Source organism: Bradyrhizobium sp. 149, from assembly GCF_023073915.1.
Classification (GTDB): domain Bacteria; phylum Pseudomonadota; class Alphaproteobacteria; order Rhizobiales; family Xanthobacteraceae; genus Bradyrhizobium.
The window spans coordinates 1-12397 of sequence record NZ_JADPKK010000021.1; the positions used below are offsets into that span (position 1 = coordinate 1).

At 59.8% G+C, this 12397-nt stretch carries 16 protein-coding genes; 8 read left to right on the plus strand and 8 right to left on the minus strand.

The features are described from left to right. Positions 1-285 (minus strand): NAD-dependent epimerase/dehydratase family protein (locus tag IVA88_RS17295; RefSeq protein ID WP_247498440.1); only part of this gene is annotated, 285 nt, incomplete at its 3' end. 225 nt (positions 286-510) lie between these two features. Between IVA88_RS17295 and IVA88_RS17300 the strand changes: the two genes are divergently transcribed. After that, the gene (locus IVA88_RS17300; protein WP_247498441.1) at positions 511-795 is read left to right on the plus strand and encodes a hypothetical protein; all 285 of its coding nucleotides are present in this window, start codon (positions 511-513) and stop codon (positions 793-795) included. A 603-nt stretch (positions 796-1398) separates the two neighbouring features. Next, positions 1399-2481 carry an acyltransferase gene (locus tag IVA88_RS17305; RefSeq protein ID WP_247498442.1) on the plus strand — a complete coding sequence of 361 codons (1083 nt, stop codon included), beginning with the start codon at positions 1399-1401 and terminating at the stop codon, positions 2479-2481. Between the two features lie 19 nt (positions 2482-2500). On the opposite strand, the gene IVA88_RS17310 is transcribed toward IVA88_RS17305, so the two are convergent. Together IVA88_RS17310 and IVA88_RS17315 are read right to left on the minus strand one after the other, a co-directional pair. After that, the gene (locus IVA88_RS17310; protein WP_247498443.1) at positions 2501-2866 is read right to left on the minus strand and encodes a VanZ family protein; all 366 of its coding nucleotides are present in this window, start codon (positions 2864-2866) and stop codon (positions 2501-2503) included. Between the two features lie 208 nt (positions 2867-3074). Next, positions 3075-3248 carry a hypothetical protein gene (locus IVA88_RS17315; protein ID WP_247498444.1) on the minus strand — a complete coding sequence of 58 codons (174 nt, stop codon included), beginning with the start codon at positions 3246-3248 and terminating at the stop codon, positions 3075-3077. A 697-nt stretch (positions 3249-3945) separates the two neighbouring features. Here IVA88_RS17315 and IVA88_RS17320 point away from each other — a divergent pair. Then, a complete protein-coding gene (locus IVA88_RS17320; protein WP_247498445.1) occupies positions 3946-4101 on the plus strand; it encodes a hypothetical protein in 156 nt (51 codons plus the stop codon). 442 nt (positions 4102-4543) lie between these two features. Further along, a complete protein-coding gene (locus IVA88_RS17325; RefSeq protein WP_247498446.1) occupies positions 4544-4810 on the plus strand; it encodes a hypothetical protein in 267 nt (88 codons plus the stop codon). 89 nt (positions 4811-4899) lie between these two features. Here the strand turns inward: IVA88_RS17325 and IVA88_RS17330 are convergent, their stop codons facing one another. The 3 genes from IVA88_RS17330 to rfbA all read right to left on the minus strand — a co-directional run bounded on the left by IVA88_RS17330 (position 4900) and on the right by rfbA (position 7158). Then, positions 4900-5106 carry a hypothetical protein gene (locus IVA88_RS17330; protein WP_247498447.1) on the minus strand — a complete coding sequence of 69 codons (207 nt, stop codon included), beginning with the start codon at positions 5104-5106 and terminating at the stop codon, positions 4900-4902. A gap of 88 nt (positions 5107-5194) precedes the next feature. Then, entirely contained in the window at positions 5195-6259 is a 1065-nt protein-coding gene (gene rfbB, locus IVA88_RS17335) for a dTDP-glucose 4,6-dehydratase (protein ID WP_247498448.1), read from the minus strand. 11 nt (positions 6260-6270) lie between these two features. Beyond that, entirely contained in the window at positions 6271-7158 is an 888-nt protein-coding gene (gene rfbA, locus IVA88_RS17340; protein ID WP_247498481.1) for a glucose-1-phosphate thymidylyltransferase RfbA, read from the minus strand. Between the two features lie 88 nt (positions 7159-7246). On the opposite strand from rfbA, the gene rfbC reads away from it, so the two are divergent. The 3 genes from rfbC to IVA88_RS17355 all read left to right on the plus strand — a co-directional run bounded on the left by rfbC (position 7247) and on the right by IVA88_RS17355 (position 9236). Further along, the gene (gene rfbC, locus IVA88_RS17345; RefSeq protein ID WP_247498449.1) at positions 7247-7801 is read left to right on the plus strand and encodes a dTDP-4-dehydrorhamnose 3,5-epimerase; all 555 of its coding nucleotides are present in this window, start codon (positions 7247-7249) and stop codon (positions 7799-7801) included. 1 nt (position 7802) lies between these two features. Then, positions 7803-8699, plus strand: a complete 897-nt coding sequence (gene rfbD, locus IVA88_RS17350) for a dTDP-4-dehydrorhamnose reductase (RefSeq protein WP_247498450.1) — start codon at positions 7803-7805, stop codon at positions 8697-8699. 114 nt (positions 8700-8813) lie between these two features. Beyond that, positions 8814-9236 (plus strand): hypothetical protein, encoded by a 423-nt coding sequence (locus IVA88_RS17355; protein WP_247498451.1) that lies wholly within the window; start codon positions 8814-8816, stop codon positions 9234-9236. Positions 9237-9276: 40 nt separating this feature from the next. On the opposite strand, the gene IVA88_RS17360 is transcribed toward IVA88_RS17355, so the two are convergent. Together IVA88_RS17360 and IVA88_RS17365 are read right to left on the minus strand one after the other, a co-directional pair. Further along, positions 9277-10011: a metallophosphoesterase family protein gene (locus tag IVA88_RS17360; RefSeq protein WP_247498452.1), complete on the minus strand. Its 735-nt coding sequence runs from the start codon at positions 10009-10011 to the stop codon at positions 9277-9279. A gap of 169 nt (positions 10012-10180) precedes the next feature. Further along, positions 10181-10459 (minus strand): hypothetical protein, encoded by a 279-nt coding sequence (locus tag IVA88_RS17365; RefSeq protein ID WP_247498453.1) that lies wholly within the window; start codon positions 10457-10459, stop codon positions 10181-10183. Positions 10460-10801: 342 nt separating this feature from the next. On the opposite strand from IVA88_RS17365, the gene IVA88_RS17370 reads away from it, so the two are divergent. Further along, positions 10802-12226, plus strand: coding sequence for an undecaprenyl-phosphate glucose phosphotransferase (locus IVA88_RS17370; RefSeq protein WP_346657604.1), 1425 nt, complete (start codon positions 10802-10804; stop codon positions 12224-12226). The last annotated feature ends 171 nt before the right edge of the window (positions 12227-12397 follow it).

A 12397-nucleotide genomic window follows, 5' to 3' on the forward strand; every position in this document is an offset into this window, starting at 1 on the left:
GTTGTTGATGTAGTATTTCTGCGGGTCGCTCATGGACTCGCCGACGAGGCTAGCCGCCGCGAAATGCATCACCGCCGCGATGTTGTGGTCGGCGAAAGCGCGCGCCAGCGCTGCGCCGTCGAGCAGATCGCCGGTAATCAGCGGGCCGGCGACGAAGCCGCGATGACCGGTCGAAAGATTGTCATAAACGACGGGCCGATAACCGGCGGCAGCCAGGGCGCGGCAGGCATGCGAGCCGATATAGCCCGCGCCTCCGGTAACGAGGACAGTGGGTCGGTCGGTCATGTCGCATCTAAGCTGTTTCGCTGGAGGCAGCGTACAGTAAAATCAACAATGATCCAAGCAATTGCATCCAGCAGAAAGTGCGCAGATTTAGGGCCCTCCAGCATCTGCCTCTTAGCTTTGCATTGACGCTATTGTCGCGAAATCAATCTAGCGACGGCACCGCGGAAACCGAGCATTTAGATATGAAATCTAGCTTGAGGCCCACAACAAAAGACGGACAGGGACATGCCTCAGATCTGGATGACGTATGACGAACTCGGGACGCTCAACGGCTGCAGCGCTGCCGAAGCCCGGCTTCAGGCGCAGCATCTGTCGCTCGATCGCCGCAAGAGCCGCGACGGAAACACCCGCGTCAAGCTGAACCTCGCCTTGATGGCCCGGTTCTTCGAGACCATTCACGAAGGTGAATTCGGTCTCGATGACGCGATCGCGGCGTTGCGTGAAACCCACCGGCAGATGTCGGGAGTTCTTGCGACCGAGCAGGAGAGCCTCAGGCGCGGAGTGGCGTAAGCTCGCGGCTACGGCAGACGGCCATTTTCGAATCAGGCACAATCGCCCAGCCGGGATTTGGCGCAACGACCGGAGTTCCCCCGGACTGGGATGCCATAACCTGGCAGGTGCGATACTTGTTACTTGTGGCGCTCCTGTGCGATCCCGAGACGGTAGCAGCGGCGATGATTAGGTGACAGGCGGAATTCAAGGGCAGCTATGAGGTGCGCCCACTATGAGTTCCGATTCTGGCAAGGCGGAGCGTCCCTTCGACACGGAAGGTTCTGATCTGCACGATGACTTATTCCGGCCTCAGCGGCCCTCGCCAGATTAGTGTTCATTCCATGGGCCCAGCCCGCCCGGTAAAATCCGGCATCGCCCTTCCGTTCAAGTCGGCGGAAAGCCCGATCCAGGGCACTGTGCCCCAAGCGAGGCGCAAGCTGCGGAATTTCTGACAGGCAAGTGGTACGCGAACCCCCACACGGCGGCCAATCCCGGCGGCGAACCGCTCGGGCAGATGCTGTCCCGCCCCGGGCTGCCATCGCCAAGATTGCTCTTGGCTCACCTTCAATTTCTCGTATTATTGCGAGCGTGTTTTATGTGTTTCCGAACGCCGTGTGAACAATGATAGCTCGGGGAAGCCGGCACTATCCTATTCTTGATCTTTATCGCGCTATCGCATCATTTGCCGTGCTTCTTTACCATATTGCCGGATCCCTTCAGATCGCAAGCATGGCAAGTCACGCGTATGTTGCCGTTGACTTTTTCTTCCTGCTGAGTGGTTTCGTCATCGATCGTGCATACGGCACGCGTTTGGAAGATCGGTCGTTCAAGCTTGAATTTCTGTTGCTGCGCTTCGTCCGCCTTTGGCCGATGATCGTTCTGGGCACCTTTGTCGGTGCGGTCGTTTCGATTGGCGGTCTCCTGAGGGGGCATACGCTGGACCTGAACCAGATGGCCCTGGTGCTGGCGTTCGGGGTGCTCCTATTGCCCTTTGGCCGAATGCCCCTGACCGCATCCATCTTTCCGTTCGATGGGCCTCTTTGGTCTCTCTTCTATGAAGTGGTGGCAAATGCCGCTTACTGTCTCGTGTTTCGGTGGCTGCGCGTACCGGTACTCTCAATACTCGTGGTTCTTTTCGCGATCGGTCTGGTCGCGGTGTCGCTCGAAAAGGGCGATCTCGAATTGGGTGCAAGAACCGGAGAAATGTCCGTTGGTCTGCTCCGTGTCGGCCTTTCATTTTTCGCCGGCGTCTTCATGTCGAAGATCGGAACGGCGTCAAGCGTCGGCGGTAATACGGCAATCACCTCCGTCGCGGTCTTGATTGGTGTGCTGTTCGTACCTCTTCCCCAGCACGCGATCTATGATGTTGCATGCATTCTTGTCGTATTTCCGCTCTTGATATGGGGGAGCGCCGAGACAGCCGTGCCGCCGGGCTGGAGGCAGGCCTGTAGTTTCGTTGGCGAGCTTTCCTATCCGCTCTACGCGTTGCACTACCCGATCACGCGCATCTTCTTCTATTTTCAGGACGCTCTTGCCCTCGGCAAGACGGCGCTCGCCTTTTCGATCGTGCTGGAGGTGATCACTTGCCTCGGCGCTGCGTATGTTGCGACGAAATTTGTCGATCAGCCCGTGCGTAATTGGCTCGGCTCAAGGGTCGAACGCATTCGTTCGCCGCGTGTGGCTCCGCTGGCCGGCAGAACCTAGCGCGCGCAAGCGCTTGCCACTAGGCCGGCGGCCGCGGCAGGAAAGCCAGAATCGTCTGGGCGAGAATGACGCCGAAGGCACCGCCGGCGGCCTTTTGCAGCACATCGATAAGGCGGGGATCGCGGTCGGGTGTCAACGCCTGGAAAACTTCGAGCGCGACCGCGACGGCAATCACGAAGGCGCAGGCCAGCCTGATGCGGCCGGGAAGCAGGAAGGACAGCAGAAAGCCCAGCAGACCGTAGGCGCTGAAGCGCTCGATGACCACCACCCAATAGCCTTCAGCGTGTCCGACGAGCGCTGGCCTGCCGGCGAGCTTGACAAGCGTGGCATAGACAATAAGCGCGAGGCAGATGACGGCAGCTGTGATGAGATGGTTTTGACGCATTGCAGCATGATAGTCGTTCGACCGGAGCCGCGCTTCCGAAAGCCGAGAATATCGTTAAGGTCCGAAGGGCGTCCTTGAACCGGTGTTCAAACGGCGTGTGTGGCTCTCGGGCTTGCAAGGCGCCGCATCCACCGTGCTCGTATGTCCGAAACTTGCGTCAACGCAACCGCGCTGCTGCTCCGGCTTGGGCTGGATCTTTTTCGCCGCTTTAACTCTTCTTCGTGCCCTTCGATTTCAGTGACAGGCCGAGCCGCAGGGCCATGCGCTTGATGGCGTCGGGCGATCGCCCGAGCTGTCTCGCCGCTTCCTCCAGCGAAGCCGAAGACTTCGCGAGCTCCATGAGCCGGCGATCCTCCTTGAACGACCAGGGCTTGCGCGCCATAACCGAAACGATCCTCTCGTTGAAATAGCGACAAAGCCGCCAAGCGGACCATGTTCGCTCGACGGCCTTGCTTGGGTGGGGCCGGGCCTGGGGAGCCCGGTTCGAAGATGGATAAGCGATAGGGAGGAGTTCGCAACAAACAACGCGAATTAAGCTAACCGCTCAACCTTACCCGCATGAAATTGATGCGTGTTGCTCCGTATAACCACGGACATTCTCATCAGCCGCGATCGATCCGCGCGCATCAGCGATCTCGGTCAAGGATATTCTGCCATTACGTCCGGCCCGAAGGCCGGCCGGAACGCTCGTTGGACGGCGACGGCCATGTGCCGTTGTGCAGATTGGGTCCGTTCGGGAATCCGCAGAGATCGCTTCGGTGCGCGCTCACGCCAGCAGCGATGGCGGCAAGAATGGATCGCGCCTCATCCCTTTGTCGCCGGCTCCTGCGCGAGAATTGGAATCGTTGCCGCGCATCCGGAGCGGCAAACCCATGACCGTCAACTCGAGCGAATCACGATCGAGCCCACGCGCGTTATCGTCTCGATAGCGCGAACTGGAATGTGTCGATCGCGGCGCGAGCCTACAGCGCCGATCTCGACGAGCAGCATTGCGCTGCTCTCAGGCGAGCCGTCACGAGATCGTCCAATTCACTCGGCTATGATCGCGCCAACAGCAACGAACCGTTCAGAAGATCGAGATGCTTCAGAAAGCGCGGGCGGCGTTCCCTTTCGCCAAGCTCAGAGAACGGGCATTTGAAGGTGCGTTTTTCAGCGTAGCGCTGATCGCGATGGCAGGCTGGGTCTATTTCATCACGCTATTGCTGGTGAGACTCTTTCTCTGGTTCTTCGCTTGACGCAGACGAAACGATCAGTTCGCATGCATTGTGCCGCCAAAAAATCGCGGCCTGACGACAAATCAGCGACCCTCATCATGATGTCGACACAACTCGAAGCTGAGAATGCTGTGTCACGAAGACAAGATGCTCGGCAACCGGAAGAGTTCAGAATGACTGTAGTTGCGATCCTGCTTTCGTTTCTCGCCGGCTTTGGTGGAGGCTATGCGACGCGCGGGTGGCGATCGCGCAGGCGCAGGGTGCGTCATCCGCTCTATCAGCCTTACGATCCGGCCTTGCCTCCGCAAAGCGCGTCCCCGGCGCGGGGATGGCGAGCATTCTGAACAAATGCAACCTTGGACACGATCGATGGTGGTCGCCCTTGTCATTCCGCTCATCGGCATGCGAAACTCTCGCAGCCTCCGCACCGCCGTCTCGGCCACAGGCATGATTGGAAGCTGCCATGACTAGGCCAACAAACAACGTTCACCGACGATATTTCGTCGATGCCGCGGGCCGGCGTGTTCTGATCGGTCTGACGCGCGAGGAAACATTCGAATTCGAGCGGCTTGATAGCAGGTTGGTGCTCGATCCGGTGGATGGCAAGTCCGAGCCGGACGGCCGCGAAATCTGGCTCGCTGAAGGCGAGCAGCGCTGGGTGGAACTCCACGAGAAGCATGAGGGGGCTTGGAAGGCATGGATGGTGCAAAACGCACCGACCAATCCGTAGTCTGATCAGAGACAGCTCGTGCGGCGCTCGATCATTGGGCGCCCTCGGACGTCGAAATCGGGTGTCCGCAGTCCGGTCAAGTCGAGAAACTAGGTGCAGTCGTCCTGACCAGATGGCGCCGGGAAAAGCTTCGCAAGGCAATCCACACCCATTCCGCGTTCGCCCGCATCGAGAACACGCCGCGCGATGACGTGCCGAAATTTCCATCCAGGTCCTTCAAATTGATCCGCGGCCCAAATCTGCGGCTTCGGGCGCCCGTCGAGGCCGCGGATCCACACGAAATAGTATTCGTCCATTTTTCCGTGCGGCTCTCGCATCCAACGCGGACAATCCGCCAATGTAGTGCACGTCGGCACGGCCCTTCGCAAAGGGACGTCAACGCGGTTAGCCTAGGCCGATGCGCTTTTGCTGATAGCCGCGACCGAGAATGTTCTCCCACCAAATCCGATTGTCGACGAACCACCGGACAGTCTTGGCCAGGCCGCTCTCGAAATTCTCGTCCGCGCGCCATCCAAGCTGGTTTTCAAGCTTCGAGGCATCGATCGCGTAACGGCGATCGTGCCCTGGACGATCGGGGACGAACGAAATCAGGCTACGCCGGGAACCTGCCCCGGATGGCGAAATTTCATCCAGTAGATCGCAGATGCCTTCCACGACGTGAAGGTTGCTGCGCTCGTTTCGTCCGCCAACATTGTATGTTTCACCGACCACGCCCCGCTCGAGCACGAGCGCAAGCGCCTTGGCATGATCCTCTACGTAGAGCCAGTCTCGAATATTCTGCCCGTCGCCATAGACCGGCAACGCTTCTTCGGCGAGCCCCTTGATGATCATGTGGGGGATGAGCTTCTCGGGAAAGTGATAAGGCCCATAATTGTTCGAGCAGTTCGTTACCATCGTGGGCAGCTCGTAGGTCTCGCGCCAGGCGCGGACCAGATGGTCGGACGAGGCTTTGCTCGCCGAATAGGGCGAGTTCGGTGCATAAGCGGTCGTCTCCGTGAAGTAACCGTCCTTGCCGAGCGAACCGAACACCTCGTCGGTCGAGATGTGAAGGAAGCGGAATCGCGAACGGCGATCCGCTGACGTGCCTTTCCAATACCGCAGGGCTTCCTGCAGCAGCGTGAACGTGCCCACGATATTGGTCTGAATGAATTCTCCGGGCCCATCGATCGAACGATCGACGTGGCTTTCGGCCGCCAAATTCATGACCGCGACGGGCTGGTAGCGTTCGAACAGCTTCCTCAGCGACGGCGCTTCGCAAATGCACTGCTTCTCGAACGCATAGCGCGGATTGCCCGAGGCGTTGGGGATCGACTCGAGATTTGCCGCGTAAGTGAGCTTGTCGATGTTGACGACGCGCGCCTGCGTATCGCGAAGAAGATGACGGACGACTGCCGAGCCGATGAACCCTGCACCGCCGGTGACGAAAATCGTGGAACCTTCAAAACGCATGTCGTCTTGCCTCAATTCAGACCGTGAGCGGCGAAGGAACGCGCCACCGATTGCAGATACTGGCCATAGCTGCTCTTGGCGGTCTTCTCGGCAACCTTCGTGAAGGATTCCAGGGAAATGTAGCCGCGCCGCAGAGCGATTTCTTCCGGGCAGGCGATGCGCAATCCCTGTCGCTGTTCCAAGATCTGCACGAAGTGACTAGCTTCGACCAGAGAGGCGTGCGTTCCGGTGTCGAGCCAAGCAAACCCGCGCCCAAGCACCTCGACGAACAGGTCGCCGCTGTCGAGATATGCATTGTTCACGTCGGTGATCTCGATCTCTCCGCGCGCGGAAGGCTTGATCTTCGCTGCGATGTCGAGCACGCGATTGTCATAGAAATAGAGACCGGTCACGGCCACATTCGACTTCGGCCGCGCGGGCTTCTCTTCGATCGAGCGTGCGCGCCCGTCGGCCCCGAATTCGACCACGCCATATTGCTCGGGCGTGTTGACGACGTAGCCAAAGATCGTGGCGCCGCTCGTGCGTGCCGCAGCCTTGGCGAGCAGTTCGGGAAGCCCGTGTCCGTAGAAGATATTGTCTCCAAGAACAAGAGCGACTGAGTCCTTTCCTACAAACTCGCGGCCTACGATGAAAGCGTCGGCGAGCCCGCGCGGGGTTTCCTGCGATGCATAGGAAAACTTGAGGCCGATTTCCGTTCCATCGCCGAGCAGGCGCTGAAACAGCGGCGTGTCCTGCGGCGTGGAGATGACGAGAATGTCGCGGATTCCAGCGAGCATCAGGGCCGACAGCGGATAATAGATCATCGGTTTGTCAAAAACCGGAAGCAGTTGCTTCGACACCACGGTCGTGACGGGATAAAGGCGCGAACCTGTTCCGCCAGCGAGTATTATTCCCTTCATCGGCCCTCTCTGGTTTGCCAGCGGCAAAATATCAGATAGAGTGCGCTGCACAAGACCATTATCAGTGCCGAAGCCTGCAGTCCTGCGAATGAACGTTTACACGACACATCTACCCGAAGTTTTGATCATCGAGCCGAGGCTGTTCGGCGATCAACGCGGCTTCTTCCTGGAGTCGTATCAATTCGAGCGATACGTGCAGAATGGCATTACGCGTCCGTTCGTGCAGGACAATCTTTCGCGCTCGCGTTTCGGGGTGTTGCGTGGGTTGCATCTGCAAAATCCCGCGACGCAGGGCAAGCTGGTCACGGTGCTTCGCGGTCGTGTTCTGGATGTTGCAGTCGATGTCCGTTTAGGCAGCCCAAACTTTGGGCGGCATGTTGCCGTTGAACTGAGCGAAGACAATCGCAAGCAATTGTGGGTTCCTCGTGGCTTCGCCCACGGTTTTGCCGTTCTCTCCGAGACGGCCGATTTCTTCTACAAATGCGACGAGCTCTACAGTCCCAAGGATGAAATCTCGGTGCGATGGAACGATCCCGCGATCGGCATCGATTGGGGTGTCGCAGAACCGTCACTTTCGCCCAAGGATGCCGAGGCGCCGCTGCTGACGGATGTGAAGGGGCTCCCCCGCTACGGCGAGGTCTGACATGAAGATTCTGCTGACTGGCGCCGGAGGGCAGGTTGGTGGCGCGCTGCTGCGATTGCTTCAGGACCGCGCGAACATCGTTGCGCCGACCCGCGAGACGTTCGACCTGTCGCAACCGGCGGGCCTCGCTGAAAAGCTGGACTCGATCGGGCCGGATCTGATCATCAATCCCGCGGCTTACACGGCTGTCGATCGCGCGGAAGACGAGCGCGAGATGGCATTTCGGGTCAACGCTGAATCACCCAGGGCCATCGCCCAATGGGCCGCGCGCCGCCGCGTCCCGCTGGTGCACTTCTCGACCGACTACGTCTTCGACGGCTCCGGTGACCGTCCGTGGCGCGAGGACAGCGCTCCGCGCCCTCTCTCGGCGTATGGCGAGAGCAAGCTCGCTGGCGATCAGGCGATTGCCGAGGCGGGCGGACCACATCTGATCGCACGCACGTCGTGGGTTTACGCCGCCACGGGAGCCAATTTTCTCAAGACCATCGTGCGGTTGGCAGGCGAACGGGAAGAGCTCCGGATTGTCGCCGATCAGACTGGTGCTCCGACAACCGCGAGCGCGATCGCGCGCCCGCTGGTTGCAATGCTGCAACCAGCTGGCGAGGATATTGTCGCAATGTTCGAGAGACGGGGCGGCCTCGTCAATCTGGTTTGCGCCGGCGAGACAAGTTGGCACGGCTTTGCGACCGCGATCGTTTCCGGGCTGAAGTCGCGCGGGGCCAAATTGGCTGTGAAGCAGATCATTCCGATTGGTTCGAGTGAATTTCCTGTTAAGGCGAAGCGGCCCTTCAATTCGCGCCTGGACCTGACTCGGCTGCGAGAACGGTTCGATATTGCGATGCCGACATGGCAGCAAGCGCTCGATCGCGAGCTGGACGTTCTCAAGGGAACGATGTGATTGCCTTTACCCCGGGTTCTTGCGAATGGGGCCAGAACGCTCCGAGGCTTTAATCTTTATTAACTATCCCGGACCCATTTTCTGGTCTGGCGCCTCGAACCGGAAAATGCACGCATGTTTCAACTCTTCTTGCGGGCCCGCACCCATAACTTCCTGAAAGACCGTTTCGGGGGGGAGCAGACGTTCCGCGCGCGCTCACCCGAGCGTGACGCGGAAACCGATCATGCGCGCATCGAAGCGATCATGGTCGCGATCGAGGACGCCCTGCACGCGGCGGAGCGGGAACAGTCGGGCCTGAACCGCCGGGTGGAAGACGTGCTGGCGCGTGCCGCCGTGACCTTGGGCAATGGCGATGACGAATATCTCGAGCGTGAAGCGCTCGACAATCACCACCAGGATCTGTTCGACAAGGAGATTTTGAACGGCCAGCGACGGCTCAAGGAGCTCGGCGCCTCGATCGCTCATTTCAGATTCCTGAAGGCGGCGATGCTGAGCCGCTTTCCGGAGTACCGGCCTGCGGCAAGCTCCACCAATTAAGGTCGGAGCGGCCGCCTAGCGCCACGGCGAGCCGTTGCGGCTAGATCGCGAGCATGCTGTTGCCCTGGATGGATAGCAGCGTCAGGTTGCCCGTGGCATAGGCCCCGGTATCGATGTTGGCGCGGTTCTCGAGCAGCTCGGCCTGCCGCACCGGCGTGTGACCGTGCACGACATATTTGCCGAAGCGCCTCTTGCTCTGGAGGAATTCGTCCCTGATCCACAGCAGGTCCGCCTCGCGTTGTTCGGAGAGCGGAATTCCCGGACGCACCCCCGCATGGACGAAGAAGAAGTCGCCGCATGTGAACGTCGGCCGCAACTGGCGCAAAAACGCGACGTGCTCCCGCGGCATCGCAGATGTAAGCTCGCGCACGAGACCGGACTGCTCGTCCTTGCTGAGGCCCGGCGCGGCCGACACGCCGTACGACATCATAGTCTGGAGTCCGCCGAACTGAAACCATTCGGTGGCGCGCGAGGGGTCCTCCAGCACAGAGGTGAAATAGGCCTCGTGATTACCCTTGAGAAACACGGTGTTGCGGTGGCGGCTGCGCCTAATCAGGAGATCGAGGGTGTGGCGGGAGTCCGGTCCGCGATCGATATAGTCGCCGAGGAACACTTCGATCGCGCGATACGGCCGGCTGTTCGCCATGTCCGCATCGATGACGGCGAACATCTGCTCGAGCAGATGCGCGCAGCCGTGGATGTCGCTGATCGCATAGATGCGCACGCCGTTCGGTAACTTCGGCCGGGGCGAACTCCGAGGCGCGGTCGTGGGCATGGGTCCAACTCTTCGGAGACCTTTGCCCGAGATGTCAATACATTATCGACGAGATCGGGCCGCCATGGGCCGCTTTTTTCTCGACCTCTGCTCGTGAAGCTCATTCGAGCGCCTGATCGATCATCCGCGCGCTCTCGCGAATCGTCGATCCCGGCGCTCTCCCCCCGAATTAGCCGAAGCTGCGGCTGTCGAATGATGGCGCGGTCTTGCGGCGATAGGCCGATGCCCGTGCGCGGACCAGAGCGGCGCCGCAGAAATAGCCGAGCTGGAGCACCGCCGCAAAGACGAGAATCGTGACGATGGCGTGAGCTGAATCATGTCCTTGCCAGGCTGAGCCCGCACCGAGGATGGCCCCACCGAGAACAATGGCGGGCGGCAGGATGAAGATTCGGAATCGGCCTCCCAGCAACGATCCGATCAACAGGCTGAAAACGGCAACGGTACTCACGACACAACTCCTCGAATTGGGCGCAAGTGTTAATTGCTGCGGGCTAACATCGGCTTAAGCGAAATGGTTGAACAGCCGTTCAAATGCGCGCGCAATTCGGCGCAAATATGCCGCGGTTTGATAACAAACGCGGCGAGATGCCCGCATAATTGTCACGTGTGTGACAGAACTTTGAGCATTCCATCGTTGCCGTGCCGTGTTGCAGAAATCGATTTGATTTTTTCGTTGCACTGCCGCAATGTCGCTTTGTTTAGTTAAGATATACTTTGTCCCACATCGACCATTTCGATCGATTTGTTCGCAATCCTTCATTGCGATGCGCGACGAGGCAGCGAGGTTCGGATGGCTGTAGCAACTTACGGTTCGGAAAACTATTATTCGGTTATATCGAATCGGCGCGGTGCCCTCCAGAGACCCCTGCAGGTCGCCTTGATCGCCGGTGACTTCGTCGCGGTGCTGCTCAGCTATTTCGTGGCGAGCGGTCTTTATCGCGTCCTCGTGACTGAACAGGATTCGTCCGTCGGAGCAGGTCTCGTCGTCGGCGCGGTGTTCGTGACCATCGCGTACTTCCAGGGTGTCTACGATCATCATCGCCTCTTGAGTACGATCTGGCAGCTGCGCAAGGCTCTGGCGATCTGGTTGATCTCGCTGACCATTCTCGCGGTCGAGGCTTTTCTGCTCAAATCGTCTGCGGATTTATCGCGCGGGACCACCCTGTTGTTTGCCGCGACCGGTGGCGTCGCCTTGGGCGGTCTCCGCGTGCTGTGGCGCCTGGCGCTCACGTCCAGTTATGCCAAGGGTCGCCTGGTCGACCGGAAAGTGGTCCTGCTCAGCCTCAAGCCCCTCGATTTCACATCGAGCCGCTTCAAGGATCTGCGCAAGCACGGCTTCAACGTCGTGCGGCATTTCGTGCTCGAGCCTTCCGAAGAGGGCGCCGGCTGGGATCGCGAGATTCGCGATATCGTCCGTCAGGCGCGCACGGCGGATGTGGAAGAATATCTCCTGGTCGTCGACTGGGACGAAATGCCTCTTCTCCAGAAACTGACCCAGCATCTGCGCGTGGTCCCCCAGCCGATCCGCCTTCTGCCGGATTTCCCGATCGCCGACCTGGTCTCCCGTCCGTTCCAGCCGGTCAGCGGCACGGTCGCGATTGAGATCCAGCGTGCGCCGCTCAGCGTCTTCGAGCAGGCGCAAAAGCGCTGTCTCGACATCGGCCTCGCCTCGTTCGCCCTGCTGTTGCTGGCGCCGCTGCTGGTGACGGCCGCGATCATGATCAAGCTCGATTCGAAGGGCAGCGTGATCTTCAGGCAGTCCCGTCGCGGGTTCAACGGCAAGCAATTCCAGATCTGGAAATTTCGCTCCATGACGGTGGCGGAGAACGGTCATGTCGTCACGCAGGCGACGAAGAGCGACGTGCGGGTAACGCGGGTCGGCCGCGTGTTGCGCCGGACCAGCATCGACGAACTGCCGCAGCTCTGGAACGTCCTCCGCGGCGAGATGTCGCTGGTCGGACCGCGCCCGCATGCGCTCGCCCACGACAATTACTACGACCAACTCATCAGCAATTACGTCTACCGGCACCATATGAAGCCCGGCCTGACCGGTTGGGCCCAGGTCAACGGCTTCCGCGGCGAGACGCCGACCATCGACCTGATGGAAAAGCGGGTGGAGTACGACGTCTGGTACGTCAGCAACTGGAGCATCTGGCTCGACATCAGGATCATCCTGAAGACCGCGCTCGCCTTGATCCATCAGGAAGCGTATTGACGGCACGCTGTATGTCGCCGGCCAACGGCCGGTGAAGGGCAATGGCTGCACGCGACAAGTGGGATCGTGCGCCGATCGCATTCTTGCCGTCGCAATCAGCTGGCTTCGCCTCCGACGTAGCTTGACGTGGGGCCTGCATCTCGCTTCGTTATCTTCGTGTAGAACCATTTT

Excerpts from the sequence above, each read along its gene's own strand:
- rfbD (WP_247498450.1), top strand. The coding sequence starts at position 7,803 with ATGAAGATTCTGCTGACTGGCGCCGGAGGGCAGGTTGGTGGCGCGCTG.
- IVA88_RS17300 (WP_247498441.1), top strand. The coding sequence starts at position 511 with ATGCCTCAGATCTGGATGACGTATGACGAACTCGGGACGCTCAACGGC.
- IVA88_RS17360 (WP_247498452.1), bottom strand. The coding sequence starts at position 10,011 with ATGCCCACGACCGCGCCTCGGAGTTCGCCCCGGCCGAAGTTACCGAAC.
- IVA88_RS17355 (WP_247498451.1), top strand. The coding sequence starts at position 8,814 with ATGTTTCAACTCTTCTTGCGGGCCCGCACCCATAACTTCCTGAAAGAC.
- IVA88_RS17325 (WP_247498446.1), top strand. The coding sequence starts at position 4,544 with ATGACTAGGCCAACAAACAACGTTCACCGACGATATTTCGTCGATGCC.
- IVA88_RS17310 (WP_247498443.1), bottom strand. The coding sequence starts at position 2,866 with ATGCGTCAAAACCATCTCATCACAGCTGCCGTCATCTGCCTCGCGCTT.
- IVA88_RS17305 (WP_247498442.1), top strand. The coding sequence starts at position 1,399 with ATGATAGCTCGGGGAAGCCGGCACTATCCTATTCTTGATCTTTATCGC.
- IVA88_RS17315 (WP_247498444.1), bottom strand. The coding sequence starts at position 3,248 with ATGGCGCGCAAGCCCTGGTCGTTCAAGGAGGATCGCCGGCTCATGGAG.
- IVA88_RS17320 (WP_247498445.1), top strand. The coding sequence starts at position 3,946 with ATGCTTCAGAAAGCGCGGGCGGCGTTCCCTTTCGCCAAGCTCAGAGAA.
- rfbB (WP_247498448.1), bottom strand. The coding sequence starts at position 6,259 with ATGCGTTTTGAAGGTTCCACGATTTTCGTCACCGGCGGTGCAGGGTTC.
- rfbA (WP_247498481.1), bottom strand. The coding sequence starts at position 7,158 with ATGAAGGGAATAATACTCGCTGGCGGAACAGGTTCGCGCCTTTATCCC.
- IVA88_RS17370 (WP_346657604.1), top strand. The coding sequence starts at position 10,802 with ATGGCTGTAGCAACTTACGGTTCGGAAAACTATTATTCGGTTATATCG.
- IVA88_RS17330 (WP_247498447.1), bottom strand. The coding sequence starts at position 5,106 with ATGGACGAATACTATTTCGTGTGGATCCGCGGCCTCGACGGGCGCCCG.
- rfbC (WP_247498449.1), top strand. The coding sequence starts at position 7,247 with ATGAACGTTTACACGACACATCTACCCGAAGTTTTGATCATCGAGCCG.